The organism is Neisseria subflava, assembly GCF_024205745.1.
Lineage (GTDB): Bacteria > Pseudomonadota > Gammaproteobacteria > Burkholderiales > Neisseriaceae > Neisseria > Neisseria flavescens_B.
Map to the genome: position 1 here is coordinate 757,448 of NZ_CP073117.1, position 26,467 is coordinate 783,914.

General features: G+C 45.0%; 26 protein-coding genes, 4 tRNA genes and 2 pseudogenes. 1 reads left to right on the top strand and 31 read right to left on the bottom strand.

The features are described 5' to 3' along the window. Positions 1-58 precede the first annotated feature (58 nt). The 31 genes and pseudogenes from rpsQ to KCG55_RS03915 form a co-directional block, all read right to left on the bottom strand. A complete protein-coding gene (gene rpsQ, locus KCG55_RS03765) occupies positions 59-322 on the bottom strand; it encodes a 30S ribosomal protein S17 (RefSeq protein ID WP_003684766.1) in 264 nt (87 codons plus the stop codon). Next, entirely contained in the window at positions 322-513 is a 192-nt protein-coding gene (gene rpmC / locus KCG55_RS03770) for a 50S ribosomal protein L29 (protein WP_003684705.1), read from the bottom strand. The genes rpsQ and rpmC overlap by 1 nt, the downstream gene beginning before the upstream one ends. Next, positions 513-929 carry a 50S ribosomal protein L16 gene (gene rplP / locus KCG55_RS03775; RefSeq protein ID WP_003684741.1) on the bottom strand — a complete coding sequence of 139 codons (417 nt, stop codon included), beginning with the start codon at positions 927-929 and terminating at the stop codon, positions 513-515. Before rplP ends, rpmC begins: the two co-directional genes overlap by 1 nt. Next, positions 913-1,605 carry a 30S ribosomal protein S3 gene (gene rpsC, locus KCG55_RS03780; RefSeq protein ID WP_003684753.1) on the bottom strand — a complete coding sequence of 231 codons (693 nt, stop codon included), beginning with the start codon at positions 1,603-1,605 and terminating at the stop codon, positions 913-915. The genes rplP and rpsC overlap by 17 nt, the downstream gene beginning before the upstream one ends. Before the next feature lie 9 nt (positions 1,606-1,614). Beyond that, entirely contained in the window at positions 1,615-1,944 is a 330-nt protein-coding gene (gene rplV / locus KCG55_RS03785) for a 50S ribosomal protein L22 (protein ID WP_003749277.1), read from the bottom strand. 8 nt (positions 1,945-1,952) lie between these two features. Continuing rightward, entirely contained in the window at positions 1,953-2,231 is a 279-nt protein-coding gene (gene rpsS / locus KCG55_RS03790; protein ID WP_002215422.1) for a 30S ribosomal protein S19, read from the bottom strand. A 5-nt stretch (positions 2,232-2,236) separates the two neighbouring features. Continuing rightward, positions 2,237-3,070, bottom strand: coding sequence for a 50S ribosomal protein L2 (rplB, locus tag KCG55_RS03795; protein ID WP_003684813.1), 834 nt, complete (start codon positions 3,068-3,070; stop codon positions 2,237-2,239). Between the two features lie 5 nt (positions 3,071-3,075). After that, positions 3,076-3,390 (bottom strand): 50S ribosomal protein L23, encoded by a 315-nt coding sequence (rplW, locus tag KCG55_RS03800; RefSeq protein ID WP_002243944.1) that lies wholly within the window; start codon positions 3,388-3,390, stop codon positions 3,076-3,078. Beyond that, positions 3,387-4,007 (bottom strand): 50S ribosomal protein L4, encoded by a 621-nt coding sequence (gene rplD / locus KCG55_RS03805; protein WP_003684798.1) that lies wholly within the window; start codon positions 4,005-4,007, stop codon positions 3,387-3,389. The genes rplW and rplD overlap by 4 nt, the downstream gene beginning before the upstream one ends. Beyond that, on the bottom strand, positions 4,007-4,651 hold the full coding sequence (gene rplC, locus KCG55_RS03810; protein WP_254323425.1) for a 50S ribosomal protein L3: 645 nt from the start codon (positions 4,649-4,651) through the stop codon (positions 4,007-4,009). The genes rplD and rplC overlap by 1 nt, the downstream gene beginning before the upstream one ends. 250 nt (positions 4,652-4,901) lie before the next feature. Beyond that, positions 4,902-5,213 carry a 30S ribosomal protein S10 gene (gene rpsJ, locus KCG55_RS03815; protein ID WP_002642322.1) on the bottom strand — a complete coding sequence of 104 codons (312 nt, stop codon included), beginning with the start codon at positions 5,211-5,213 and terminating at the stop codon, positions 4,902-4,904. 17 nt (positions 5,214-5,230) lie between these two features. Then, entirely contained in the window at positions 5,231-6,415 is a 1,185-nt protein-coding gene (tuf, locus tag KCG55_RS03820; protein ID WP_004520187.1) for an elongation factor Tu, read from the bottom strand. 85 nt (positions 6,416-6,500) lie between these two features. Then, a complete protein-coding gene (gene fusA / locus KCG55_RS03825) occupies positions 6,501-8,606 on the bottom strand; it encodes an elongation factor G (protein WP_063076706.1) in 2,106 nt (701 codons plus the stop codon). An 18-nt stretch (positions 8,607-8,624) separates the two neighbouring features. Next, positions 8,625-9,095, bottom strand: coding sequence for a 30S ribosomal protein S7 (rpsG, locus tag KCG55_RS03830; protein ID WP_002240962.1), 471 nt, complete (start codon positions 9,093-9,095; stop codon positions 8,625-8,627). A 117-nt stretch (positions 9,096-9,212) separates the two neighbouring features. Continuing rightward, positions 9,213-9,584: a 30S ribosomal protein S12 gene (gene rpsL / locus KCG55_RS03835; RefSeq protein WP_002218431.1), complete on the bottom strand. Its 372-nt coding sequence runs from the start codon at positions 9,582-9,584 to the stop codon at positions 9,213-9,215. A 329-nt stretch (positions 9,585-9,913) separates the two neighbouring features. Further along, on the bottom strand, positions 9,914-14,089 hold the full coding sequence (gene rpoC, locus KCG55_RS03840) for a DNA-directed RNA polymerase subunit beta' (RefSeq protein WP_254323426.1): 4,176 nt from the start codon (positions 14,087-14,089) through the stop codon (positions 9,914-9,916). A 156-nt stretch (positions 14,090-14,245) separates the two neighbouring features. Further along, positions 14,246-18,424, bottom strand: coding sequence for a DNA-directed RNA polymerase subunit beta (gene rpoB, locus KCG55_RS03845; protein WP_254323427.1), 4,179 nt, complete (start codon positions 18,422-18,424; stop codon positions 14,246-14,248). Positions 18,425-18,613: 189 nt separating this feature from the next. Next, positions 18,614-18,985 carry a 50S ribosomal protein L7/L12 gene (gene rplL, locus KCG55_RS03850; RefSeq protein ID WP_003677916.1) on the bottom strand — a complete coding sequence of 124 codons (372 nt, stop codon included), beginning with the start codon at positions 18,983-18,985 and terminating at the stop codon, positions 18,614-18,616. A 58-nt stretch (positions 18,986-19,043) separates the two neighbouring features. Then, on the bottom strand, positions 19,044-19,544 hold the full coding sequence (rplJ, locus tag KCG55_RS03855; protein WP_003680699.1) for a 50S ribosomal protein L10: 501 nt from the start codon (positions 19,542-19,544) through the stop codon (positions 19,044-19,046). A 223-nt stretch (positions 19,545-19,767) separates the two neighbouring features. Continuing rightward, positions 19,768-20,463: a 50S ribosomal protein L1 gene (rplA, locus tag KCG55_RS03860; RefSeq protein ID WP_003677918.1), complete on the bottom strand. Its 696-nt coding sequence runs from the start codon at positions 20,461-20,463 to the stop codon at positions 19,768-19,770. Beyond that, the gene (gene rplK / locus KCG55_RS03865; RefSeq protein WP_002220151.1) at positions 20,463-20,897 is read right to left on the bottom strand and encodes a 50S ribosomal protein L11; all 435 of its coding nucleotides are present in this window, start codon (positions 20,895-20,897) and stop codon (positions 20,463-20,465) included. The genes rplA and rplK overlap by 1 nt, the downstream gene beginning before the upstream one ends. A 104-nt stretch (positions 20,898-21,001) precedes the next feature. Continuing rightward, positions 21,002-21,534: pseudogene (gene nusG / locus KCG55_RS03870) on the bottom strand (transcription termination/antitermination protein NusG). Positions 21,535-21,536: 2 nt separating this feature from the next. Continuing rightward, a complete protein-coding gene (gene secE / locus KCG55_RS03875) occupies positions 21,537-21,812 on the bottom strand; it encodes a preprotein translocase subunit SecE (protein WP_003680696.1) in 276 nt (91 codons plus the stop codon). 130 nt (positions 21,813-21,942) lie between these two features. Beyond that, a tRNA-Trp gene (locus tag KCG55_RS03880) sits at positions 21,943-22,018 on the bottom strand. A gap of 6 nt (positions 22,019-22,024) precedes the next feature. Further along, positions 22,025-23,208, bottom strand: a pseudogene (gene tuf, locus KCG55_RS03885) (elongation factor Tu). Between the two features lie 50 nt (positions 23,209-23,258). Then, positions 23,259-23,333: transfer RNA gene (locus tag KCG55_RS03890), tRNA-Thr, on the bottom strand. 9 nt (positions 23,334-23,342) lie between these two features. Next, positions 23,343-23,416 (bottom strand) — tRNA-Gly (locus KCG55_RS03895). A gap of 32 nt (positions 23,417-23,448) precedes the next feature. Further along, positions 23,449-23,532: transfer RNA gene (locus KCG55_RS03900), tRNA-Tyr, on the bottom strand. 98 nt (positions 23,533-23,630) lie between these two features. After that, entirely contained in the window at positions 23,631-23,882 is a 252-nt protein-coding gene (locus KCG55_RS03905) for a YfhL family 4Fe-4S dicluster ferredoxin (protein ID WP_254323428.1), read from the bottom strand. Between the two features lie 122 nt (positions 23,883-24,004). Then, the gene (rsmD, locus tag KCG55_RS03910) at positions 24,005-24,577 is read right to left on the bottom strand and encodes a 16S rRNA (guanine(966)-N(2))-methyltransferase RsmD (protein WP_254323429.1); all 573 of its coding nucleotides are present in this window, start codon (positions 24,575-24,577) and stop codon (positions 24,005-24,007) included. 132 nt (positions 24,578-24,709) lie between these two features. Beyond that, complete coding sequence (locus tag KCG55_RS03915; protein ID WP_101756366.1) at positions 24,710-25,093, bottom strand: helix-turn-helix domain-containing protein; 384 nt, start codon at positions 25,091-25,093, stop codon at positions 24,710-24,712. 130 nt (positions 25,094-25,223) lie between these two features. On the opposite strand from KCG55_RS03915, the gene KCG55_RS03920 reads away from it, so the two are divergent. Continuing rightward, positions 25,224-26,399, top strand: a complete 1,176-nt coding sequence (locus KCG55_RS03920; protein WP_070589147.1) for a GTPase — start codon at positions 25,224-25,226, stop codon at positions 26,397-26,399. The last annotated feature ends 68 nt before the right edge of the window (positions 26,400-26,467 follow it).

A 26,467-nucleotide genomic window follows, 5' to 3' on the forward strand; every position in this document is an offset into this window, starting at 1 on the left:
CAAATTAACTTTGCTGCAAGACTTCGTTTCTTATTAAGCTACATTACTGTGTTTTAAATCAAACAGTACGCGCTTTCTCAACCAATTCTTTTACAACCCAAGACTTGGTTTTTGACAAAGGACGAGATTCCTCAATTACCACTACATCACCAATGCCATATTGATTGTTTTCATCATGAGCATGGATTTTAGTTGATAAACGAATAATTTTACCGTACAGAGGGTGTTTAACTTTACGCTCAACCAATACTGTAACAGTTTTGTCCATTTTGTCGCTTACCACTTTGCCTTGCAAAGTACGAACATTTTTAGCTTCGCTCATTACTTAGCACCTTTTTCAGTTAAAATGGTTTTAATACGAGCAATATCGCGACGTACACGTTTCAACTCGCTTGATTTACCCAACTGACCGGTTGCATTTTGCATGCGTAAGCCAAACTGAGCTTTCAACAAGTCCAACAAATCAGAGTTTAATTGCTCAATAGATTTGTCTTTCAATTCATTTGCTTTCATTATTGACCCACCTGTCTTACTACAAAGGTTGTAGGAATAGGCAATTTGGCAGCGGCCAATTCAAATGCTTCACGAGCCAAAGACTCAGGAACACCGTCCATTTCGTACAATACTTTGCCTGGTTTAACTTCAGCAATGTAATATTCCACATTACCTTTACCGCCACCCATACGAACTTGGATAGGTTTCTCAGTAATTGGTTTATCAGGGAATACACGAATCCAAATACGACCGCCACGTTTAATATGACGAGTCATAGTACGACGAGCAGCTTCGATTTGGCGGGCAGTCAAACGACCACGGCCTACGGCTTTCAAACCGAACTCACCGAAACTTACTTTGTTACCGCGAGTAGCAATACCGGTGTTACGGCCTTTTTGTTGCTTGCGATATTTCAGTCTAGTTGGCTGCAGCATTACGTCCACCTGCCTTTCTTTGTTTCTTCTCATGCTCAGGTTTAGAAGATTTAATATTACCTTCTGTATAAACCCAAACTTTCAGACCCAGTACACCATAAGTAGTGTGTGCTTCGCTAGTTGCATAATCTACGTTCGCACGTAAAGTATGCAAAGGTACACGACCCTCACGATACCATTCGCTACGAGCGATATCAGCACCATTCAGACGGCCTGAAGTCATGATCTTGATGCCTTTAGCACCAGAACGCATTGCATTTTGCATTGCACGTTTCATAGCACGACGGAATTGAACACGTTTTTCAAGCTGCTGGGCAATACCATCAGCAATGATTTGCGCATCCAATTCAGGACGACGAATCTCTTCAATATTTACATGAACAGGCACACCCATCAGAGCTTGCAAGTCACGTTTCAAGATTTCGATATCCTCGCCTTTTTTACCAATAACTACACCTGGACGAGCAGAGTGAATGGTAATACGTGCAGATTTAGCAGGACGTTCGATCACTACGCGACCAACTGAAGCATTGGCCAGTTTTTTACGCAAGTAGTTACGAACATCAATATCTTGTTTCAAAACAGTAGAAAAGTCGGTGCTTTTAGCAAACCATTTTGAAGCCCAGTCTTTAGTTACCGCCAGGCGAAAGCCTGTAGGGTTAATCTTTTGTCCCATAGCTTTTCCTTAGTTGCCCACTGTCACGTTAATATGACAAGTTTGTTTCTCGATGCGGTTACCGCGACCTTTGGCACGAGCTTGGAAACGTTTCAAGCTTGGGCCTTTGTCAACAAAGATAGTTACCACTTTCAGTTCGTCAATGTCAGCACCATTATTGTGCTCGGCATTGGCGATTGCTGATTCCAACACTTTTTTAATCAGCTCAGCACCTTTTTTAGGGCTGAATGCCAAGATATTCAAAGCTTGGGCAACGTCTTTACCACGAATCAAATCAGCTACCAAACGAGCTTTTTGAGCTGAAATACGGGCGTTTTTATGTTGTGCACTTACTCTCATGATTCACCTTATTTCTTTTTAGCCTTTTTATCAGCCAAGTGGCCTTTAAAGGTACGGGTCAATGAGAACTCACCTAATTTATGACCAACCATGTTATCGCTGATGAACACAGGCACGTGAGTGCGACCGTTGTGTACAGCGATAGTCAGACCAATGAAATCAGGCAAAATGGTAGAACGACGTGACCAAGTTTTAATTGGGCGTTTGTCGTTGCTTGCACGAGCAGCATCTACTTTTTTCAGCAAATGCAGGTCTACATATGGGCCTTTTTTTAATGAACGAGCCATACTAATTAACCTTTATTTGAGTAACGACGACGAACAATCATGTTATCCGTGCGTTTGTTATTACGAGTGCGGTAGCCCTTAGCAGGAGTACCCCATGGGCTAACCGGTTCGCGAGCCTCACCAGTACGGCCTTCACCACCACCATGTGGGTGATCAACAGGGTTCATTACAACACCGCGAACGGTCGGACGAATACCACGCCAGCGGTTAGCACCAGCTTTACCGATTTTTTTCAGGCTTTGTTCTTCGTTACCAACTTCACCGATAGTTGCACGGCAATTTACGCTAATTTTGCGCACTTCACCAGAACGCAAACGAACTTGTGCGTAAGCACCTTCTTTTGCCAGCAATACCGCAGAAGCACCAGCAGAACGTGCAATTTGCGCACCTTTACCTGGTTTCATTTCGATACAGTGAATAGTTGTACCAACAGGAATATTGCGGATCGGCAGAGTGTTACCTACTTTGATAGCAGCTTCAGCACCGGAAACCAATACTGCACCGGCTTGAATACCACGAGGAGCAATGATGTAACGACGCTCACCATCTGCATAGCACAACAGCGCGATAAATGCAGTACGGTTAGGGTCATATTCGATACGCTCTACTTTTGCAGGGATACCGTCTTTGTTACGTTTAAAATCTACAACGCGGTAATGATGTTTATGACCACCACCTTTATGACGGGTAGTGATATGACCATTGTTGTTACGACCGGCAGTAGAATTTTTCTTTTCCAGCAGAGGTGCATAAGGCGCACCTTTGTGCAAACCTTCTGTTACCACGCGAACCATGCCGCGACGGCCTGCAGAGGTCGGCTTCATTTTAACGATTGCCATTTTGTTTATTCCTTATCTGCAGCTGCAGCAGCGGCTTCCAAATCCAACTCTTGACCGGCAGCCAGGCTTACATAAGCCTTTTTAACATCGCTGCGACGACCTAAAGTGCGACCAAAACGTTTAACTTTACCTTTAATGGTAACAGTAGTAACGTCTGCAACTTGAACACCGAACAGCAACTCAACAGCTGCTTTAATTTCAGGTTTGGTTGCATTTGCCAAAACTTTAAACGTCATTTGGTTACGTTTTTCAGCCAATACGTTGCTTTTTTCAGAAACGATAGGTGCCAAGATTACTTGAGTCAAACGTTGTTGATTCATACCCATTGCTCCTCTAATTGTGCAACTGCATCTTTAGTGATAACGACTTTTTTGTAACGCAGCAAGCTGTAAGGATCAACTTGTTGAGCTTCCAAAACCAATACGTTAGGCAAGTTGCGTGAAGCCAAGTAAACATTCTCGTCGAGCTGTTTAGTTACAAACAGAACCTGCTCCAAACCCAAATTTTTCACTTGTTCAGCAAAAACTTTAGTTTTAGGAGTTTCAGCAGTCAATGCTTCGATTGCAAACAAACGCTCATCACGAGCCAATTGGGACAAAATAGTCGCCATACCGGCACGATACATTTTACGGTTCACTTTTTGAGTGAAGTTTTCATCAGGTTTATTTGGGAATGCACGACCACCTTTACGCCACAGCGGAGAAGAAGTCATACCGGAACGAGCACGACCGGTACCTTTTTGGCGCCATGGTTTTTTAGTAGAGTGGTTTACTTCGGCACGAGTTTTTTGAGCACGATTACCAGAACGGGCATTTGCCAAGTAAGCAGTAACCAGTTGGTGAACCAGAGCTTCATTGTATTCACGAGCAAACAAAGCATCAGAAACAGCCAAGCTGCCAGATACTTGTCCTTTAGCGTCAATTACTTTCAATTCCATTACGCACCTACTTTCACGCTAGGACGAACCACGACGTCGCTGTTAACCGAACCCGGAACAGCACCTTTAACCAACAAGAGTTGGCGTTCAGCATCAACACGTACAACTTCCAATTTTTGAACAGTTGCTTTAGTGTTACCGTATTGACCTGCCATGCGTTTACCAGGGAACACGCGACCAGGGTCTTGTGCCATACCGATAGAACCAGGAACACGATGAGAACGGGAGTTACCGTGGGAAGTACGTTGAGCACCGAAGTTATGACGTTTGATTGTACCAGAGAAACCTTTACCTTTAGAGGTACCGGTTACATCTACCAATTGACCAACTTCAAACATAGAAACGGTAATTTCATCACCGACTTTCAATTCAGCCAGTTTTTCTTCAGTCAAAGCAAATTCAACCAAACCGCGACCAGCTTCAACACCTGCTTTAGCAAAGTGGCCGGCTTCAGTTTTGTTGACACGATTAGCTTTTTTCTGACCAAAGGTAACTTGTACAGCAGTGTAGCCGTCAGTATCTTTGGATTTCACTTGTGTAACGCGGTTGGCAGACATATCCAAAACAGTTACGGGAACAGAAACACCCTGTTCGTCGAACACGCGAGTCATACCAACTTTGCGTCCAACCAGACCTAAAGTCATGATTATTTTCCTTTTAAGTAAAGGGGCGGGCTACGATTGGCCTGCCTTTCAGACAAAGTTAAACTTGATACGGATGTACCAAGTCCGCCATTATAATTGACAAATCAAAGAAATATCAACAAAAATTTCAATTTAACTTCTTAAACCCATCATTTTTTCGGATGAAGTGTTGCCAAATATCTGAAAATTTTCAGACAGCCTAAGAATTCTATAAAAAACCGAACAGCCAAGCTGTTCGGTTTTTCAGTTCTTATTGAACTTTAATTTCTACATCCACACCTGCTGGAAGATCCAGTTTCATCAGTGCATCAGTAGTTTTATCAGTCCAGTCCACGATGTCCATCAGACGCAAGTGGGTACGGATTTCCAATTGTTCACGAGAAGTTTTGTTCACGTGAGGGGAACGCAAGATATTGAAACGTTCGATTTTAGTTGGCAAAGGAATCGGACCTTTAACAACAGCGCCAGTACGTTTGGCAGTTTCAACGATTTCTTGCGCAGAACGGTCAATCAGACTGTAATCATAAGCTTTCAGGCGGATACGGATTTTTTGGTTTGCCATTTATCAATATCCCTCAATTAAGCGATTACAGAAGAAACCACACCCGCACCTACGGTACGACCACCTTCGCGAATCGCAAAGCGCAGACCTTCTTCCATAGCGATAGGCGCAATCAGTTCTACAGTAATGGTTACGTTCTCACCTGGCATTACCATTTCTACGCCTTCTTCCAAAGTAACTGCACCAGTTACGTCAGTAGTACGGAAGTAGAATTGTGGACGGTAGTTAGCGAAGAATGGAGTGTGACGACCACCCTCTTCTTTGCTCAGTACGTATACTTCTGCTTTGAATTTGGTGTGAGGAGTGATAGTACCTGGTTTAGCCAATACTTGACCACGCTCAACATCTTCACGTTTGGTACCACGCAGCAATACGCCTACGTTGTCACCAGCTTGACCTTCGTCCAGCAGTTTGCGGAACATTTCAACGCCGGTACAAGTGGTTTTTTGGGTTTCTTTCAGACCTACGATTTCGATCTCGTCACCAACGTGGATGATACCGCGCTCTACACGACCAGTTACTACTGTACCACGGCCAGAGATAGAGAATACGTCTTCGATAGGCAACAAGAAAGGTTTGTCCACAGCACGCTCAGGTGTTGGGATGTAGCTGTCCAGAGCAGCAGCCAATTCGAAGATTTTTTCTTCGTAACCAGCGTCACCTTCCAAAGCTTTCAGTGCGGAACCTTGTACGATTGGGCAGTCGTCGCCTGGGAAGTCGTAGCTTGACAACAGGTCACGGATTTCCATTTCAACCAGTTCCAACAGCTCGGCATCGTCAACCATGTCGCATTTGTTCATGAATACGATGATGTAAGGTACACCTACTTGGCGAGCCAACAGGATGTGTTCGCGAGTTTGAGGCATAGGACCGTCAGCTGCGGAACATACCAAGATCGCGCCGTCCATTTGGGCAGCACCGGTAATCATGTTTTTAACGTAGTCGGCGTGGCCCGGGCAGTCTACGTGCGCGTAGTGACGGGTTTCAGTTTCGTATTCTACGTGTGAGGTATTAATGGTAATACCACGAGCTTTTTCTTCAGGAGCGTTGTCGATTTGGTCGTAAGCTTTTGCAGCGCCACCGAATTTTTTAGCCAAAATAGTAGTCAAAGCAGCAGTCAGAGTGGTTTTACCATGGTCAACGTGACCGATGGTGCCAACGTTTACGTGCGGTTTGCTACGTTCAAATTTTTCCTTAGCCATGAGCTAATTCCTTTACATATAAAGATCGATTAAAGAACAATGGCCGTCTGAAAATTTATTTTCAGTTTCAGACGGCCTTTTCTGATTAGCCTTTGCGGGCTTCAGTTACAGCAGCAGCTACGTGAGCAGGAGCTTCAGCGTATTTTTTGAACTCCATGGAGTAAGTAGCGCGGCCTTGGGTTGCAGAACGCAGGTCGGTTGAGTAACCGAACATTTCTGCCAGAGGTACTTCGGCACGAACTTTCTTACCGCCGATACCGTCATCATCCATACCCAATACAACGCCACGACGACGGTTCAAGTCGCCCATTACGTCACCCATGTATTCTTCAGGTGTTTCCACCTCAACTGCCATGATTGGTTCCAACAGAGCTGGATTGGCTTTACGCATACCTTCTTTAAAGGCTTGAGAAGCTGCCAATTCGAAGGCTAGTTGTGAAGAGTCGACATCATGCGAAGAACCGAAGATCAAACGTACGCGTACGTCAACTACTGGGTAGCCTGCAACGATACCGTTAGGCAGGGTGTCACGGATACCTTTATCGACAGAAGGAATGAATTCGCGAGGAATCACACCACCTTTAATTTCGTCGATAAATTCGTAACCTGCACCACCCGGCTCCATAGGTTCCATTTTGATCACAACGTGACCGTATTGACCTTTACCACCGGATTGTTTAGCGTGTTTGTATTCAGCTTCAACTTCTTTGCGGATAGTTTCACGGTATGCAACTTGAGGCGCACCAATGTTAGCTTCCACACCGAATTCGCGTTTCATACGGTCAACAATAATTTCCAAGTGCAATTCACCCATACCGGAAATAATGGTTTGACCGGATTCTTCGTCTGTACGAACACGGAAAGAAGGGTCTTCTTTAGCCAGACGGTTCAGGGCAATACCCATTTTCTCTTGGTCAGCTTTGGTTTTCGGCTCAACGGCAATATGGATTACCGGCTCAGGGAATTCCATGCGTTCCAAGATAATGGGCGCGCTTTCTGCACACAAGGTCTCACCGGTAGTAACGTCTTTCAGACCGATAGCAGCGGCGATATCGCCAGCGCGTACTTCTTCAATTTCAGTACGGTCCGCAGCAGTCATTTGCACCAAACGACCGATACGTTCACGAGTACCTTTTACAGAGTTCAATACGGTATCACCGGATTTCACGACACCAGAGTAAACGCGAATGAAAGTCAGCTGACCAACGTATTTGTCGTTCAACATTTTGAACGCCAATGCAGAGAATTTCTCTTCGTCGCTGGCTTGGCGGCTGTCTGCTTCTTCAGTGTTAGGGTTAACACCTTGAACAGGAGGAATGTCGGTAGGAGCAGGCAACAATTCTACTACTGCGTCCAACATACGTTGAACACCTTTGTTTTTAAATGCAGAACCGCACAACATTGGTTGGATTTCACCTGCCAAAGTACGTTGACGCAATGCGCCTACGATTTCTTCTTCGGTCAGCTCTTCACCACCCAAGTATTTATCCATTAATTCTTCGCTGGCTTCTGCTGCGGCTTCAATCATGTTTTGACGCCATTCTTCAGCAGTTTCAACCAACTCAGCAGGAATATCGCCATAGGTAAAGGTTGTACCTTTATCAGCTTCGTTCCAGATGATAGATTTCATTTTCAGCAGGTCAACAACACCACTGAAGCTATCTTCTGCACCAACCGGGATTACGATAGGTACAGGGTTTGCGCGCAAACGGGTTTTCATTTGCTCGACAACGCGGAAGAAGTTGGCACCTTGACGGTCCATTTTGTTTACAAATGCCAAGCGAGGAACTTGGTATTTGTTGGCTTGACGCCATACGGTTTCGGATTGAGGTTGAACACCACCTACTGCACAGTAAACCATTACTGCACCGTCCAATACACGCATAGAACGCTCTACCTCTACGGTAAAGTCAACGTGTCCCGGGGTATCGATGATGTTGAAACGGTGTTCAGGGAACTGTTTCGCCATACCGGACCAATAAGAAGTCACAGCAGCAGAAGTAATGGTAATACCACGCTCTTGCTCTTGTTCCATGTAGTCGGTAGTTGCTGCGCCATCATGCACCTCACCCAACTTGTGAGTCAAACCTGTATAGAACAGAATACGTTCTGTTGTGGTTGTTTTACCCGCGTCAATATGGGCAGAAATACCAATATTGCGATACAGGCTGATAGGGGTCTTACGAGCCATTTTGTTAGCCTTTCGATATTAGAAACGGAAGTGAGAGAATGCTTTGTTAGCTTCAGCCATACGGTGTACTTCTTCACGTTTTTTCAACGCACCGCCACGACCTTCAGCCGCATCAATCAATTCGCCTGCCAAACGCAGGTCCATAGATTTCTCACCACGTTTACGGGCCGCGTCGCGAACCCAGCGCATTGCCAAAGCCAGACGACGTGAAGGACGAACTTCAACAGGAACTTGGTAGTTTGCACCACCTACACGGCGGCTTTTCACTTCCACGATAGGTTTGGCGTTTGCAATGGCTTCGTTAAATACTTCGATTGCTACTTTGCCGGTTTTTTTCTCAATTTGTTCCAGCGCACCGTAAACGATACGTTCTGCAACAGATTTTTTACCGTCAATCATCAATACGTTCATAAATTTAGTCAGCTCAACGCTGCCGAATTTAGGATCTGGCAGTACGTCGCGCTTAGGGACTTCTCTACGTCTTGGCATTTTAATTTCCTTTAATCTATTCAGTTGGGTCAATTCCCATGAATACCCAATTGAGTATTCACTTACTCGGCCGTTGTTCAGCTTAGGCGGCCGACGTGCCTATTTGAGTCCCGATAATTATTTAGGACGCTTAGCACCGTATTTAGAACGGGCTTGCTTACGGTCTTTAACACCTGCAGTATCCAAAGAACCGCGTACAGTGTGGTAACGTACACCTGGCAAGTCTTTTACACGACCGCCGCGAATCAATACGACGCTGTGCTCTTGCAGGTTGTGGCCTTCACCGCCGATATATGAAATGACTTCAAAACCATTGGTCAGGCGAACTTTACATACTTTACGCAATGCAGAGTTAGGTTTTTTAGGGGTAGTTGTGTATACACGGGTGCACACGCCACGTTTTTGCGGGCAAGCTTCCAGCGCAGGCACTTTGTTTACGTACACAGGCTTTTGACGGCCTTTGCGTACCAATTGGTTAATAGTTGGCATATTTTCTCGTCCTGTTGAGTTAAATACTTGCCGACACCATGTCGACAAGATTGGAATTATATTTTTATTGCAAGGGTTTAGTCAAGCAAATGACTGATAAAGTTTGGTGTTTTCCAATTTATGTCTTAATTTTTGAAACAAAGGCCGTCTGAAACATTCAGACGGCCTTTGTCATTTTAAATAAGTCTGCAATTTAGCTCTCTACTTATTTTCTCCATTGCTTTCCTTATTTATTCAGACGGCCTTAAACTCCACTCTCTTTTAAATCCTCTAAAAAATAAAACCGCAAGACTGGCTTGCGGTTTTATTTTCACAATAATCCCTTGGGATTATTCGTCTGAAGCTTCGGTTCCAGAAGTTTCTTGATCAGCTTGCTGCCATTGTTGATGGCGGCTGCGGTGGTAGGTCAAACCTGTACCGGCAGGAATCAAACGACCGACAATCACGTTCTCTTTCAAACCGCGCAGCTCGTCTTGTTTGCCCATAATAGCGGCCTCTGTCAAGACGCGGGTTGTTTCTTGGAACGATGCCGCAGAAATGAAGCTGTCTGTAGACAAAGAGGCTTTGGTAATACCCAGCAACACGTTTTCATAACGTGCTGGCTCTTTGTCTTCAGCCATGGCTTTTTCATTGGCAAGCATCACATCGCCACGCTCAACTTGTTCGCCGGTAATGAACTCTGTATCACCGGAATCAACGATGTTCACTCGACGCAGCATTTGACGGATGATGACTTCGATGTGTTTATCGGAAATCTTCACACCCTGCAGGCGGTAAACCTCTTGTACCTCTTGAACAATGTAGCGGGCCAATGCTTCGATACCTTGCAGACGCAGAATGTCGTGTGGATCTACGGCACCGTCTACGATGGTTTCACCGCGGTTTACCACTTGACCGTCGTGTACCAGAATCTGTTTCTCTTTAGAAATCAGGGTTTCGTATGCTACACCGTCTACGTCGGTAATAATCAGGCGCTGTTTACCTTTAGTTTCTTTACCGAAGGAAACGGTACCGGTAATTTCTGCCAACATCCCTGCATCTTTCGGCACGCGTGCTTCAAACAATTCGGCTACGCGTGGCAGACCACCGGTAATATCGCGGGTTTTAGAAGACGCTTGTGGAATACGCGCCAATACATCACCCTTACCGACTTCCTGACCTTCACGGATGGTAATCACCGCACCGACTGGGAATGCCATAGAAACTGGGGTAGTGGTACCTGGGATGCAAATCTCCAGACCATTTTCATCCAACAGTTTTACAGTAGGACGCAGCAGTTTGGATGCGCTGCCGGAACGACGTTTACCGTCAATCACTACCAGAGTAGACAAACCGGTTACATCGTCAGTTTGTTTCGCAACAGTAACACCCTCTTCCACGTTCTCGAATTTCACCGTACCTGCGTGTTCGGTGATCATCGGACGGGTATGCGGATCCCAAGTTGCCAAGGTTTGACCGGCTTTAATGGCTTCGCCGTCTTGTACCAGCAGGATTGCACCGTAAGGTACTTTATGACGTTCACGTTCGCGACCGATATCGTCGTGAATCACTACTTCACAAGAACGGCCGATGACAACCAACTCACCTTTGTTGTTGGCAACGTAACGCATTTGGCTGCTGAAACGTGCTGTACCGTTGGATTTGGCTTCTACTTGGCTGGCCGCCGCCGCACGAGATGCCGCACCACCGATGTGGAACGTACGCATGGTCAGCTGAGTACCTGGTTCACCAATGGATTGTGCAGCAATCACACCAACTGCCTCACCGGCGTTAACCAGTTTACCGCGAGCCAAGTCGCGACCATAACAGTGTGCACACAGGCCATGACGGGTTTTACAAGTAATCGGCGTACGGACTTTGACTTCATCGACACCGGATTGGTCGATCATATCTACCAGTTTCTCGGTCAACAACGTACCGGCTTCAACCAAAGTCTCGCCAGTCGAAGGATCGACAACATCAGAAGCAGTAACGCGGCCCAAAATACGATCGCGCAAGGCTTCAATCACATCACCGCCTTGTACCACTGCCTTCATCACAAAGCCGTCTGAAGTACCGCAATCGTCTTCAACAACCACCAAGTCTTGGGTTACGTCTACCAAGCGACGGGTCAGGTAACCGGAGTTTGCAGTTTTCAACGCGGTATCCGCCAAACCCTTACGCGCACCGTGGGTCGCAATAAAGTATTGCAATACGGTCAGGCCTTCGCGGAAGTTGGAGGTAATAGGCGTTTCAATAATGGAGCCGTCAGGTTTTGCCATCAAACCACGCATACCGGACAACTGTTTAATCTGAGCCGCAGAACCACGGGCACCAGAGTCAGCCATCATGTAAATAGAGTTAAAGGACTCTTGATCAACTTCGTTGCCGTCACGGTCAATAACTTTTTGTTTGGACAGGTTGTCCATCATCGCTTTAGCGATCTTATCGCCGGCACGACCCCAAATATCGACCACTTTGTTGTAACGTTCACCGTTGGTTACCAAACCTTGACGGTATTGGTCTTCGATTTCTTTAACTTCAGCATTAGCCTCAGCCAGCAAGGCTGCTTTTTCTTTCGGAATTTCCATATCGTCAACCGCAATGGAAATACCGCCTTTAGCCGCAAAACCGAAACCGGTATACATCAGGTGGTCGGCGAAAATAACAGTTTCACGCAGGCCGCACAGACGGAATGATGCGTTAATCAGTTTAGAAATTTCTTTTTTCTTCAGCGCTTTGTTAATGTACTCGAACGGCAGGCCTTTAGGCAAGATTTCGCTCAACAATGCACGGCCGACGGTTGTTTCGTAACGGTTAACGACAGGCTCAAACTCACCTGCTTCGTTTTTCACCCATTCGCGCAGACGTACGGTAATTTTCGTACCCAGTTCAACCTGTTTGGTATGGTATGCACGATGCACTTCTTTCACATCGGCAAACAGGCTGCCTTCGCCTTTGGCATTGATACGGTCGCGGGTCATGTAGTACAGACCCAATACGATATCTTGAGAAGGTACGATGATTGGTTCGCCGTTGGCTGGAGACAATACGTTGTTTGAAGCCAGCATCAGCGTGCGTGCTTCCATTTGTGCTTCCAAGCTCAATGGAACGTGTACAGCCATTTGGTCACCGTCAAAGTCGGCGTTAAATGCGGCACACACCAATGGGTGCAACTGAATCGCTTTACCTTCGATCAGGATAGGTTCGAACGCTTGAATACCCAAACGATGCAAGGTTGGCGCACGGTTCAGCATAATCGGATGTTCGCGGATGACTTCTTCCAAGATATCCCATACTTCAGGTACTTCTTGTTCTACCAATTTTTTCGCAGCTTTAACGGTAGAAGCCAAACCTTGTTTTTCCAATTTGTGGAAAATAAATGGTTTGAACAGTTCCAAAGCCATTTTTTTCGGCAGACCACATTGGTGCAGACGCAGGTACGGGCCTACGGTAATTACGGAACGACCGGAGTAGTCCACACGTTTACCCAACAGGTTTTGACGGAAGCGGCCGCCTTTACCTTTAATCATGTCAGCCAATGATTTCAGCGGACGTTTATTGGCGCCGGTCATGGCTTTACCGCGACGGCCGTTATCCAACAGAGAGTCAACTGCTTCTTGCAACATACGTTTTTCGTTACGAACGATGATGTCAGGCGCATGCAGTTCCAACAGACGTTTCAGACGGTTGTTACGGTTGATGACGCGGCGGTACAAATCGTTCAAATCGGAAGTGGCAAAACGACCACCATCCAATGGAACCAACGGACGCAAATCAGGCGGCAATACCGGCAGTACATCCATAATCATCCATTCCAGTTTCATACCGGAACGGTGGAAGGCTTCCAATACTTTCAAACGTTTGGCGATTTTTTTGATTTTGGTGTCAGAACCGGTAGATTCCAGCTCTTGACGCAGGATTTCGATTTCGCCGGTAATATCCAAGGTACGCAACAATTCGCGGATACCTTCTGCACCCATTTTGGCATCGAAGTCGTCGCCGTATTCGTCCAGTTTGTTGTAGTAATCGTCTTCAGTCAGCAATTGACGACGTTGCAACGGAGTCATGCCGGGATCGGTTACCACAAATGCTTCAAAGTACAATACGCGTTCGATATCGCGCAAAGTCATGTCCAGTACCATACCCAAGCGGGAAGGCAGGGATTTCAAGAACCAAATGTGGGCAACTGGTGCAGCCAATTCAATGTGGCCCATGCGTTCGCGGCGTACTTTGGACAGGGTCACTTCTACGCCACATTTTTCACAGGTTACGCCTTTAAATTTCAAGCGTTTGTATTTACCGCACAAACATTCATAGTCTTTGACCGGGCCAAAGATTTTGGCGCAGAACAGACCGTCGCGCTCAGGTTTGAACGTACGGTAGTTGATGGTTTCAGGTTTTTTAACTTCGCCATAAGACCATGAGCGGATGGTTTCGGGAGAGGCAATACCGATTTTGATGGCATCAAACTCTTCTTCCATGCCGGCAGTTTGCAACGGATTAAATAAGTTCAACAAATTCATTTTTGCTCCTTGAAGGAAGTATTTTTACCGCATGGCGGATTTTCGATATTGGGAAACGGTACTTTTGATTTCAGACGGCCCAAATGCCGATTGCTTCATTCTTATTCTGAAACCGCTTTTTCAGACGACCTTAAAAGGCCGTCTGAAAACTTCTGTTTAGTAACGTTCCAAATCGATATCCAAGCCCAGTGAGCGAATCTCTTTAACCAATACGTTGAAGGATTCAGGCATACCGGCATCGATTTTGTGTTCGCCTTTGACGATGTTCTCGTACATTTTGGTACGGCCGTTCACGTCGTCAGACTTCACAGTCAGCATCTCTTGCAGCGTGTATGCCGCACCGTATGCTTCCAATGCCCAAACCTCCATCTCACCGAAACGTTGGCCACCGAACTGAGCTTTACCGCCCAGAGGCTGCTGGGTAACCAGACTGTATGGACCGGTAGAACGGGCGTGCATTTTTTCGTCAACCAAGTGGTGCAGTTTCAGATAGTGCATCACACCGACTGTAACCTTGCGGTCAAATGCTTCGCCTGAACGGCCGTCATACAGCGTGATTTGAGTTTTACTGTCGTTAAAGCCCAGTTTCTCAATCTCAGGATCTTCGCTTGGGTAAGCCAAGTTCAACATTTCGCGGATTTCAGACTCTTTCGCACCGTCGAATACTGGAGAGGCGAAAGATGCACCTTTACGCAGGTTGGAAGCCAATTCGATAATTTCTTCATCTGTTAGGCTGTCCAAATCTTCTTTCTTACCGCTACCGTTGTAGAGTTTGTTCAAGAATTCACGCAGCTCACTGGCTTTGCGTTGCTCTTTCAGCATACGGTCGATGCGTTCGCCGATACCTTTTGCCGCCCAACCCAAGTGAACTTCCAAAATCTGACCGATGTTCATACGGGAAGGTACGCCCAACGGGTTCAGTACGATGTCTACCGGACGGCCATCAGCCATGTAAGGCATGTCTTCCACCGGCAGAATGCGTGATACCACGCCTTTGTTACCGTGGCGACCCGCCATTTTGTCACCAGCTTGCAGACGGCGTTTGATGGCGATAAATACTTTCACCATTTTTTGTACACCCGGTTGCAGCTCGTCGCCTTGGGTCAGTTTTTTCTTCTTGATCTCATACAACTCATCCGCTTCTTCGCGTTTTTGTTGCAAGCTCAATTTAATCAGTTCCAACTGTTTGGCCAAATCTTCGTCAGCCAGACGGATGTCAAACCAATCATGTTTGCTGGACAGGCTTGCCAAATATTCGCTAGTGATTTCGCTGCCTTTAGCCAGCTTCATCGGACCACCATTGGCTTTTTGACCAACAATCATACGCTCAATACGGTCGAATGCGTCATTATCGAAAATACGCAATTGATCGCCCAAATCTTGACGGTAACGTTTCAATTCAGAATCAATAATGGATTGAGCACGTTTGTCGCGTTGGATACCTTCACGAGTGAAGACTTGAACGTCGATAACGGTACCGCTCATGCCGGTAGGCATACGCAATGAAGTATCTTTTACGTCAGACGCTTTTTCACCGAAGATGGCACGCAGCAGTTTTTCTTCAGGAGTCAGTTGGGTTTCGCCTTTAGGTGTTACTTTACCTACCAAGACGTCACCGGCTTCTACTTCTGCACCGATATATACGATACCGGATTCATCCAAACGGTTTTGCATACGTTCGGACAAGTTCGGAATATCGCGGGTAATATCTTCCGCACCCAGTTTAGTGTCACGTGCAACAACGTTCAATTCTTCAATGTGAATCGAAGTGTAACGATCGTCCGCAGCCACTTTTTCTGAAATCAGAATCGAGTCTTCATAGTTGTAACCGTTCCATGGCATGAAGGCGATGGTCATGTTTTGACCCAAAGCTAACTCGCCCAAGTCGGTAGATGCACCGTCGGCTACCAAGTCACCACGTTGCAACACATCGCCTGCTTTTACAGCCGGACGTTGGTTGATGTTGGTAGATTGGTTGGAACGGGTGAATTTAACCAAGTTGTAAATATCGACACCCACTTCACCGGCAGTCGCTTCATCATCATGAACACGAACCACAACGCGGTTGGCGTCTACATACTCAACCACACCGCCGCGACGGGCAACGATTGCAGTTGCAGAGTCAACGGCAACAGAGCGCTCGATACCGGTACCAACCATCGGTTTCTCAGGACGCAGGCACGGTACGGCCTGACGTTGCATGTTGGCACCCATCAATGCACGGTTCGCGTCATCATGTTCCAAAAATGGAATCAGAGATGCTGCAACGGATACCACTTGACCGGTTGCCACGTCCATATATTGAACGCGGTCAGGCGTTGCCATAATAGTTTCGCCTTTTTCACGACAAGTAACCAAGTCGCCAATCAGATTACCGTCTTTGTCCAAATCGGCATTCGCCTGTGCAATCACATAACGGCCTTCTTCGATAGCAGACAAGTAATCGATTTCTTCAGTTACTTTACCATCGACAACACGGCGGTAAGGGGTTTCCAAGAAGCCATAATCATTGGTACGCGCATAAACGGACAATGAGTTGATCAAACCAATGTTTGGACCCTCAGGTGTTTCAATAGGACATACACGGCCATAGTGAGTCGGATGTACGTCTCGCACCTCAAAGCCTGCACGTTCGCGAGTCAAACCGCCAGGGCCCAATGCAGATACACGGCGTTTATGGGTTACTTCAGACAATGGGTTAGTCTGATCCATAAATTGGCTCAATTGGCTAGAGCCGAAGAATTCTTTAATCGCGGCAGAAACAGGTTTCGCATTGATCAAGTCATGCGGCATCAAGTTCTCAGATTCTGCTTGGTTCAAACGCTCTTTAACTGCACGTTCTACACGAGCCAAACCACTGCGGAATTGGTTTTCAGTCAACTCACCCACAGAACGAACACGACGATTACCCAAGTGGTCGATATCGTCTACTTCGCCATGACCGTTACGCAGTTCAACCAATGTCGCAATAGAAGCAACAATGTCTTCAACGCTCAGAACGTAACCGCCTTTTTCAGCTGCACCGGCCAAAGTCTCATTCAACAAACGGCCATACCAAGAGTTTTGTTGTGCTTCAGACAATTTTTGCTCGTATGTGCGCGTATTAAATTTCATACGGCCTACGCGAGACAAATCATAACTGTCTTCACTGAAGAACAAGCGGTTGAAGAGCTGCTCAACAGCTTCTTCGGTAGGCGGTTCGCCAGGGCGCATCATGCGGTAAATCGCTACGCGTGCAGCCTGCTGATCAGCAGTTTCGTCTGTGCGCAGAGTGCTGGAGATGTAGCCGCCTTGATCCAACTCATTGATATAAAGGGTCGTAATTTCTTTTACGCCATGGATATCAAGCTTGGCCAACAGTTCTTCTGTAATTTCATCGTTAGCAGAAGCCAATACCTCACCGGTTTCCGGATCAATCAGATCCGCAGCTAATGCTTTGCCAATCAGGCTTTCTGGCTCTACATCCAAACGAGTCAAGCCTGCATTGGTGATATCACGGATATTTTTCGCAGTAATGCGTTTACCTTTGGCGACCAGCACATTGCCTTCTTTATCCAAGATATCAACTTTGGCAGTTTCACCTTTCAGACGGCTTGCAATCAGATCAGTTTGAACACCGTTTGAAGATAAATAGAAAGTTTCTTTGTCGTAGAAAATATCCAAGATTTGCTCATTGTTGTAGCCCAAAGCTTTCAACAAAATCGTAACCGGCATTTTACGGCGACGGTCGATACGGAAATACAGCAAATCTTTTGGATCAAATTCGAAATCCAACCATGAACCACGGTAAGGAATAATACGAGCAGAGAACAACAGCTTACCGGAAGAATGTGTTTTACCACGGTCATGCTCAAAGAACACGCCAGGAGAACGGTGCAACTGGGAAACAATCACACGCTCAGTACCATTGATGACAAAAGAGCCGCTTGGCGTCATCAATGGGATTTCGCCCATATATACTTCGTTTTCACGAACTTCTTTTACAGTCGGCTTAGATGCTTCTTTATCCAAAATTACCAAACGGATACGGGCACGCAATGGAGCCGCGTAAGTAATACCGCGCAATTGACATTCAGGAATATCGAACAAAGGCTCGCCCAATGTGTAATGCACAAACTCCAATCGCGCATAACCGTTATGGCTCACAATCGGGAAAATAGAATTAAATGCTGCTTGCAGACCATCATCAGTGCGTTGGTCAAAAGCATTTTCCAGCTGCAAAAATTTCGCATAAGAATCAATTTGGGTTGCCAGCAGGAAAGGAACATCTAAGACATTCTCTCGCTTTGCAAAACTCTTACGGATACGTTTTTTCTCGGTAAACGAATAGCTCATATACACTCCGAAAAGCAATTTTAAATAATAGGCCGTCTGAAACAACGGCATGCATCAACCTAATATTTACATTTATTTGCAATGGTTTTATAAAAACTATGCAAATAAATGTAAACAATGCCTGATGCTTATTTTAAGAAGCAAAATAAGGCTGGCAGAAAACTGCCAGCCTTCATGGGAAGCATCAAATTATTTGATTTCGACTTTAGCGCCGGCTTCTTCCAGTTGTTTTTGGATGTCTTCAGCTTCAGCTTTAGAAACACCTTCTTTCAGAGTTTTAGGTGCACCGTCAACGATGTCTTTAGCTTCTTTCAGACCCAGACCAGTGATAGCGCGGACAACTTTGATCACGCCAACTTTTTGATCACCGGCAGAAGCCAATACTACGTCGAATTCAGTTTTTTCTTCAGCAGCAGCTGCACCAGCACCTGCAGGGCCTGCAACTGCAACTGCAGCAGCAGAAACGCCAAATTTTTCTTCAAAAGCTTTAACCAGGTCGTTCAATTCCATTACGGTCAAAGAACCAACGGCTTCCAAAATGTCTTCTTTAGTAATAGCCATGCTATTTATACTCCAAATATTGTATTAAAAAATAATTGATTAAATGAAACAAAATCGATTAAGCGGCTTCTTCGCCAGCTTTTTTCTCTGCCAAAGCAGCCAAACCACGTGCAAAGCCTGATACAGGAGCTTGCATAACGAACAACAGTTTGGACAACAGCTCTTCGCGACTTGGAATAGAAGCCAACTCAGCAACCTGAGCAGGATTCATCACTTCGCCATTGTAAGAACCGGCTTTAACGATAATTTTGTCATCTTTTTTCGCGAATTGGTGCAGCACTTTAGCAGCAGCAACAGCATCTTCAGAAGCAGCGTAAACCAATGGACCAACCATTTGATCGGCCAAACCTGCGAATGAAGTACCCTCTACTGCGCGACGAGCCAGAGTATTTTTCAGAACACGCAAGTAAACGCCTTCTTTACGTGCATTTGCACGAAGCTCAGTCATGCTGGAAACACTGATACCGCGATATTCAGCGACTACGAGAGTTTGAGCGTTAGCAATTGCTGCGCTAATTTCCTCTACGGCCACTTTCTTGGTTTCAATATTGAGACTCAAGGTCTACCTCCCACTGTTTATAAACAGGATACCGAAATGATATCCCACCAGCGCGGTAACCTAAAAAGACATCTTACAAGCAATCTTGCAATGTGTTTCAGGACTACCGTCTGCGTAGGGCAGTTACGATTAAATCTTACGATCCCTACGGTCTTGGACATCTACTTAATTTTAAGTAGCCCAAATTCAGGCAATCCAGAAAACTGGATCACCTGAAAATTTCTTAGTTGTTCACGCTTGCAGTATCAACGCGGACACCCAAACCCATAGTGCTGGATACAGCAACTTTTTTCAGGTATTGACCTTTAGCAGCAGCAGGTTTGGCTTTAACGATAGCATCCAGCAACGCATTGAAGTTTTCTTTCAAGTCAGCTTCAGCGAAAGAAGCACGACCGATAGTTGCATGAACGATACCGGCTTTATCTGTACGGTATTGTACTTGACCTGCTTTTGCATTTTTAACTGCTTCAGCAACGTTAGGAGTAACAGTACCTACTTTAGGGTTTGGCATCAGACCACGAGGACCCAAGATGGTACCCAATTGACCAACGATACGCATTGCATCAGGAGAAGCAATAACAACGTCAAAGTTCAGGTTACCAGCTTTGATTTCAGCAGCCAGATCTTCAAAACCTACAATATCTGCACCAGCTTCTTTAGCAGCATCTGCATTTGCACCTTGAGTAAATACAGCTACGCGAGTTGTTTTACCGGTACCTTTAGGCAGAACGACTGAACCACGAATAACTTGGTCAGATTTACGAGGATCAACACCCAGGTTGAAAGATACGTCAACAGACTCGTCAAATTTAGCAGTGGCAGCTTTTTTAACCAAAGCAATTGCTTCATCGATTGCGTACAATTTGTTAGCTTCAACAGAAGAGCGCAGAGCTTTCAAGCGTTTAGATACTTTAGCCATTATACAACACCCTCCACATCCAAGCCCATTGAGCGAGCAGAGCCGGCGATAGTACGAACGGCAGCATCCAAGTCAGCAGCAGTCAAATCAGGCTCTTTAGTTTTAGCAATTTCTTCCAACTGAGCGCGGGTCAATTTACCCACTTTGTTAGTCAGAGGATTAGAACTACCTTTTTGCAGACCAGCAGCTTTTTTCAACAAGATAGAAGCTGGTGGGGTTTTCATCACAAAAGTGAATGATTTATCTGCAAATGCAGTGATCACGACTGGAATTGGCAAACCAGGTTCCATACCTTGGGTTGCAGCATTAAATGCTTTACAGAATTCCATGATGTTCAAACCACGTTGACCCAAAGCAGGACCAACTGGGGGAGATGGATTGGCTTTACCTGCAGGAATTTGCAGTTTGATGTAGCCGATAATTTTCTTTGCCACTTAAGGACTCCTAAAAACGGGTATAACGCGGAACCATTCCGCTTCCCAAACAGAATTTGTGATTATATCCGCCTAAAAAAAATTTTTCAAGCGAATTAAACCACTTAAATCTTTTCAACCTGACCGAACTCTAATTCAACCGGTGTTTCACGACCAAAAATCTGAACTGAAACACGCAGTCTATTACGCTCGTAGTTAACCTCATCAACAATCCCATTGAAATCAGCAAATGGACCTTCATTCACACGAACCTGCTGACCAACCTCAAATTCAACTTTTGGTTTTGGCTTCTCAACACCTGTTTTGGCTTGTTGCAAAATAGCATCTGCATCTTTTTGAGAAATTGGGATCGGACGATTTCCGCTACCACCTACAAAACCATTTACTCGAGGGTACTCTTAACCAAGTGCCATGAATCATCGGTCATTTCCATTTCAACCAACACATAGCCTGGATAGAATTTACGCTCACTGATGGTTTTTCGGCCATTCTTGATATCTACCACTTCCTCTACAGGAACGAGAATCTGACCGAAATATTCTTCCATGTTTTCACGAGCAATACGCTCTTTCAATGTTTTTTGAACATTTTTCTCGAAACCGGAATAGGCCTGTACCACATACCAACGCTTTGACATCTTTACCCTTTCCTATTTAATAAAACATCAAAAAACAACCATGAAATAATTGTATCTGCCGCATAAATGAAGGCTGCTAAAACTGCAACGAAGATAATCACGAATACAGTCATTTTGACCGCTTCATCGCGACTCGGCCAAACTACCTTCTTAAACTCAGTCCAAGAGCTCTTAAAATATGCAAACAGACCTTCTTTCTTTTCAGGAGCCGGCTTATTACTTACCACAACTTCCTTTTTCTGATGGTCTTCTTTGCGTCCAGACGGATGTTCTGTCATCTTTACTCACTTATCAATACCCCACCCGCCTTCATTTTAGACAGTGGCATTGATCCATTAATTAATTTCAAATAATCTTAAAACTTAAGTACAAAAAAATTAACCGGCACAAGGCCGGTTAATTTTTATTTGGCAGGCCAAGAGGGTCTCGAACCCCCAACCCTCGGTTTTGGAGACCGATACTCTACCAATTGAGCTATTGGCCTCTAAACTTAAGCGATTACAGAAGAAACCACACCCGCACCTACGGTACGACCACCTTCGCGAATCGCAAAGCGCAGACCTTCTTCCATAGCGATAGGCGCAATCAGTTCTACAGTAATGGTTACGTTCTCACCTGGCATTACCATTTCTACGCCTTCTTCCAAAGTAACTGCACCAGTTACGTCAGTAGTACGGAAGTAGAATTGTGGACGGTAGTTAGCGAAGAATGGAGTGTGACGACCACCCTCTTCTTTGCTCAGTACGTATACTTCTGCTTTGAATTTGGTGTGAGGAGTGATAGTACCTGGTTTAGCCAATACTTGACCACGCTCTACATCTTCACGTTTAGTACCGCGCAGCAATACGCCTACGTTGTCACCAGCTTGACCTTCGTCCAGCAGTTTGCGGAACATTTCAACGCCGGTACAAGTGGTTTTTTGGGTTTCTTTCAGACCTACGATTTCGATCTCGTCACCAACGTGGATGATACCGCGCTCTACACGACCGGTTACTACTGTACCACGGCCAGAGATAGAGAATACGTCTTCGATAGGCAACAAGAAAGGTTTGTCCACAGCACGCTCAGGTGTTGGGATGTAGCTGTCCAGTGCAGCAGCCAATTCGAAGATTTTTCTTCGTAACCAGCATCACCTTCCAAAGCTTTCAGTGCAGAACCTTGTACGATTGGGCAGTCGTCGCCTGGGAAATCGTAGCTTGACAACAGGTCACGGATTTCCATTTCAACCAGTTCCAACAGCTCGGCATCGTCAACCATGTCGCATTTGTTCATGAATACGATGATGTAAGGTACGCCTACTTGGCGGGCCAACAGGATGTGTTCGCGAGTTTGAGGCATAGGACCGTCAGCTGCGGAACATACCAAGATAGCACCGTCCATTTGGGCAGCACCGGTAATCATGTTTTTAACGTAGTCGGCGTGGCCCGGGCAGTCTACGTGTGCGTAGTGACGGGTTTCAGTTTCGTATTCTACGTGTGAAGTATTAATGGTAATACCGCGGGCTTTTTCTTCAGGAGCATTATCGATTTGGTCGTAAGCTTTTGCAGCGCCACCGAATTTTTTAGCCAAAATAGTAGTCAATGCAGCAGTCAGAGTGGTTTTACCATGGTCAACGTGACCGATGGTGCCAACGTTTACGTGCGGTTTGCTACGTTCAAATTTTTCCTTAGCCATGGCAATATCCTATAATCTATAGCTTTTTGAAAGAAATGGTAATAATGAGATGGTGCCCATGGGCAGATTTGAACTGCCGACCTCTCCCTTACCAAGGGAGTGCTCTACCCCTGAGCTACATGGGCGAAATTGTTTGGAGCGGGTGAAGGGAATCGAACCCTCACCGTAAGCTTGGAAGGCTTCTGCTCTACCATTGAGCTACACCCGCATACTCACTTTTTTGCTCCAAGTAAGAATTTTTGGTGGAGGGAGAAGGATTCGAACCTTCGAAGCTCACGCAACAGATTTACAGTCTGCCCCCTTTGACCGCTCGGGAATCCCTCCAAAAGAGAACGCTAGTTTATTGGCAACTCAGATTCCCGTCAAGATTTTTTTTCATTTATTTCTTTAAAAACATCCAAGCTTTTGCTTTTAAACACTATTTATTTAAACTGAATGATTTTTTCGTACTTAACCATCAGTTCTTCATGCGTTTCAGGATGTTCTTCATCAATCAAGATACAGTCGACAGGGCATACCTGTTGGCACTGAGGCTCATCGTAATGGCCTACACATTGTGTACACAAATTTGGATTGATTTCGTAAATTTCTTCACCTTGCGAAATGGCATCATTAGGGCATTCCGGTTCGCACACATCGCAGTTAATGCACTCATCTGTAATAAAGAGCGACATTTCTATTTCCTTTTTTCTTAAATTATCAAAACCGATTGGGCGCGGATTATAGCACAAATGACGTCGGAACAATCCGTTTGAAAGAATGTTTTACACCTTGGGAATGATTCTCAAATTCTATACTATTCAGCAACTTGCGAATAGAGCAACAATTCAAACCTACTCATTCCCGCCTTTCCTTCCCGATAATTTTCCAGCCAATCCGGTTTTTCAGGCAGCTTCCCTGCTTCAATATAGACCATTGCCCCATTTTTCAAGTGGCTTTGCAATCGGATAAACAGATTTTGCCAATCTTCCCATGCAAACGGCGGATCAAGGAACACAACATCAAATTTTTCAGACGGCCTTGCCAGATAAGCCATGCCGTCTGAACACACGATTTCCACCTGTTTCAAACCTAATTCACGGATATTTTTCTGAAGCGTTTGAACAGTTTGGCGGTGGTTATCGACCATTACCACTTTTGCCGCATTACGAGAAGCAGCCTCCATTCCCAAAGCACCGCTGCCGCTGAATAAATCCAATACTGTTTTACCGGTTAAATCCTGACCCAGCCAATTAAACAGTTTTTCACGCACGCTGTCAGGCGTTGGACGCAGGCCGTCTGCAGATAAAAATGTTAACTTTCGTCCCCTGCATTGCCCGCCAATAATGCGTACTTGATTGGTATGTTTGGAATGTTTGTTGTTTGCCATGATTTTTAAAAAGATGCCGAGTTTTCAGACGGCCTCAATTATATAGTGAAACTGCCATCAAGCCGTATTTCACTCTATTCCTTTAGATACAACAAGGCCGTCTGAAAATCATTTTTCAGACGGCCTAGGCTTTTACTTCTGCACAGAAGTAGCCAGCTGTCTCAACAACTCAATTTCCTTATCCTTCTGCTCCAGCATTTCCCGGCAATGTTTTAACTCCTGATTCAACAACTCCAATTTCATAGCCATATCACTTGAAGCATATAAAGCGATATCGCCTCCACTGTCTCCTTCATTAATCTGCAAAACCATCCCGTTATTACTAGATTTTAACAAATCCCACATATCTACTTTAAAGATAGCCGCCAACTGCTCCAGTCTTGGAATATTCAATTGTGTCTCACCTCGCTCAATCTTAGCGTATCCACCGGCAGACATGGCTAACTTTTCCGCCATTTCTTCCTGAGACCATTTATTTAATTCGCGTATCAAGCGGATCTTTTCGTGAGTTTCCATAGACTAAACTTTCTGTATAGATGATTGAATTATTAGGGTAGATTTCAAACTTTGCGTTACTGGAACACAACGGTAAATTTTTTAGAAAATAACTATACCTTACCAATACTATCATTTTACAGGAAGCAACATGAATTACACTGACTATCTTGGAACCTCTTACTCCGAAAACTCTCAAGAATTTAATCCTGAAAAGGCTGCACAGCAAGTCAGACAAGAGCGTGGAAATTTGAATATCGTTTTAATGGGTGCAACTGGGGTGGGCAAAAGTTCATTAGTAAATGCTATTTTTGGTGACAATGTCGTCGAATCAGGTACTGGTGTCCCGATTACCCAACACTTGGAAAAAATCACTATTCCAAACAAATCCATTACACTATGGGATACCAAGGGCATCGAGTCAGAATCATATGAAGAAACAACAAAACAACTGCGACTTGATATTGAAAAGGGATTTAAAGAAGCCATTGATTCCAAACAAGACGATAAAATGCCTCATATTGCGTGGCTATGTATTAAAGAAACTTCTGGGCGTATTGAACAAAGAGAACTTACCTTATTGAGTTTATTGAAAGAGTTTATGATTCCAACTGTCGTGGTATTTACTAACGCGATGAAATCCGGTGATGATTTTTACCACAAAGCAGTTACCCTACTCAATAAAGAATATTCAGATTTTATAAAAGACAGGTTTGCACGAGTCAATTCCGTTCGAACTGAAGTAGATGATGGTGTTTTTATTGAACCAAAAGGCTTGGGAGAACTTTTAGCGAAAATAGAAGAATGCCTAGAGGATGTAGATGCTGTAAAAAAGGATACTTTTTTAAGAGCACAAAAGATTGACCTCCTAAAAAGAAAACAGAAAATGATAGAAGATGCCAAAAAAGCTGTACATATTGCCGCCGCAGCCGCCGCAACTGCAGGGGCCTCTCCTATTCCATTTTCTGATGCGCCTATTATTGCTGCTATACAGACAAAGATGATTCTTTCGATTAATGGCTATTTTGAAGTAGATATGGAAAACAATGTAGCCACTTCAACAGCTATGAGTATTTTAGGTGTAACCGCCATAGCTAATGCTGGCAAAACTGCTGTCTCATCCGTGCTCAAATTGATTCCTGGAGCTGGCAGTATAATAGGCGGGGCAGTTTCAGCAACGACAGCGTTTGCCATTACCGAAACTATCGGTTTTGCGTATATTCGAGTTATGGAAAACTACTTTAATAACGATACAGGACATGTTGAACTTCCCGTCAATATCAAAGATATTGTAGACACTTTCCAACTCTTCTTTAAGAAACCTTAGTATTTCGACAATCTATTTCTTATTTAAAAGGCCGTCTGAAAATCATTTTTCAGACGGCCTTTTTCTAC

Excerpts from the sequence above, each read along its gene's own strand:
- rpsQ (WP_003684766.1), bottom strand. The coding sequence starts at position 322 with ATGAGCGAAGCTAAAAATGTTCGTACTTTGCAAGGCAAAGTGGTAAGC.
- rpmC (WP_003684705.1), bottom strand. The coding sequence starts at position 513 with ATGAAAGCAAATGAATTGAAAGACAAATCTATTGAGCAATTAAACTCT.
- rplP (WP_003684741.1), bottom strand. The coding sequence starts at position 929 with ATGCTGCAGCCAACTAGACTGAAATATCGCAAGCAACAAAAAGGCCGT.
- rpsC (WP_003684753.1), bottom strand. The coding sequence starts at position 1,605 with ATGGGACAAAAGATTAACCCTACAGGCTTTCGCCTGGCGGTAACTAAA.
- rplV (WP_003749277.1), bottom strand. The coding sequence starts at position 1,944 with ATGAGAGTAAGTGCACAACATAAAAACGCCCGTATTTCAGCTCAAAAA.
- rpsS (WP_002215422.1), bottom strand. The coding sequence starts at position 2,231 with ATGGCTCGTTCATTAAAAAAAGGCCCATATGTAGACCTGCATTTGCTG.
- rplB (WP_003684813.1), bottom strand. The coding sequence starts at position 3,070 with ATGGCAATCGTTAAAATGAAGCCGACCTCTGCAGGCCGTCGCGGCATG.
- rplW (WP_002243944.1), bottom strand. The coding sequence starts at position 3,390 with ATGAATCAACAACGTTTGACTCAAGTAATCTTGGCACCTATCGTTTCT.
- rplD (WP_003684798.1), bottom strand. The coding sequence starts at position 4,007 with ATGGAATTGAAAGTAATTGACGCTAAAGGACAAGTATCTGGCAGCTTG.
- rplC (WP_254323425.1), bottom strand. The coding sequence starts at position 4,651 with ATGACTTTAGGTCTGGTTGGACGCAAAGTTGGTATGACTCGCGTGTTC.
- rpsJ (WP_002642322.1), bottom strand. The coding sequence starts at position 5,213 with ATGGCAAACCAAAAAATCCGTATCCGCCTGAAAGCTTATGATTACAGT.
- tuf (WP_004520187.1), bottom strand. The coding sequence starts at position 6,415 with ATGGCTAAGGAAAAATTTGAACGTAGCAAACCGCACGTAAACGTTGGC.
- fusA (WP_063076706.1), bottom strand. The coding sequence starts at position 8,606 with ATGGCTCGTAAGACCCCTATCAGCCTGTATCGCAATATTGGTATTTCT.
- rpsG (WP_002240962.1), bottom strand. The coding sequence starts at position 9,095 with ATGCCAAGACGTAGAGAAGTCCCTAAGCGCGACGTACTGCCAGATCCT.
- rpsL (WP_002218431.1), bottom strand. The coding sequence starts at position 9,584 with ATGCCAACTATTAACCAATTGGTACGCAAAGGCCGTCAAAAGCCTGTG.
- rpoC (WP_254323426.1), bottom strand. The coding sequence starts at position 14,089 with ATGAATTTGTTGAACTTATTTAATCCGTTGCAAACTGCCGGCATGGAA.
- rpoB (WP_254323427.1), bottom strand. The coding sequence starts at position 18,424 with ATGAGCTATTCGTTTACCGAGAAAAAACGTATCCGTAAGAGTTTTGCA.
- rplL (WP_003677916.1), bottom strand. The coding sequence starts at position 18,985 with ATGGCTATTACTAAAGAAGACATTTTGGAAGCCGTTGGTTCTTTGACC.
- rplA (WP_003677918.1), bottom strand. The coding sequence starts at position 20,463 with ATGGCTAAAGTATCTAAACGCTTGAAAGCTCTGCGCTCTTCTGTTGAA.
- secE (WP_003680696.1), bottom strand. The coding sequence starts at position 21,812 with ATGACAGAACATCCGTCTGGACGCAAAGAAGACCATCAGAAAAAGGAA.
- KCG55_RS03905 (WP_254323428.1), bottom strand. The coding sequence starts at position 23,882 with ATGTCGCTCTTTATTACAGATGAGTGCATTAACTGCGATGTGTGCGAA.
- rsmD (WP_254323429.1), bottom strand. The coding sequence starts at position 24,577 with ATGGCAAACAACAAACATTCCAAACATACCAATCAAGTACGCATTATT.
- KCG55_RS03915 (WP_101756366.1), bottom strand. The coding sequence starts at position 25,093 with ATGGAAACTCACGAAAAGATCCGCTTGATACGCGAATTAAATAAATGG.
- KCG55_RS03920 (WP_070589147.1), top strand. The coding sequence starts at position 25,224 with ATGAATTACACTGACTATCTTGGAACCTCTTACTCCGAAAACTCTCAA.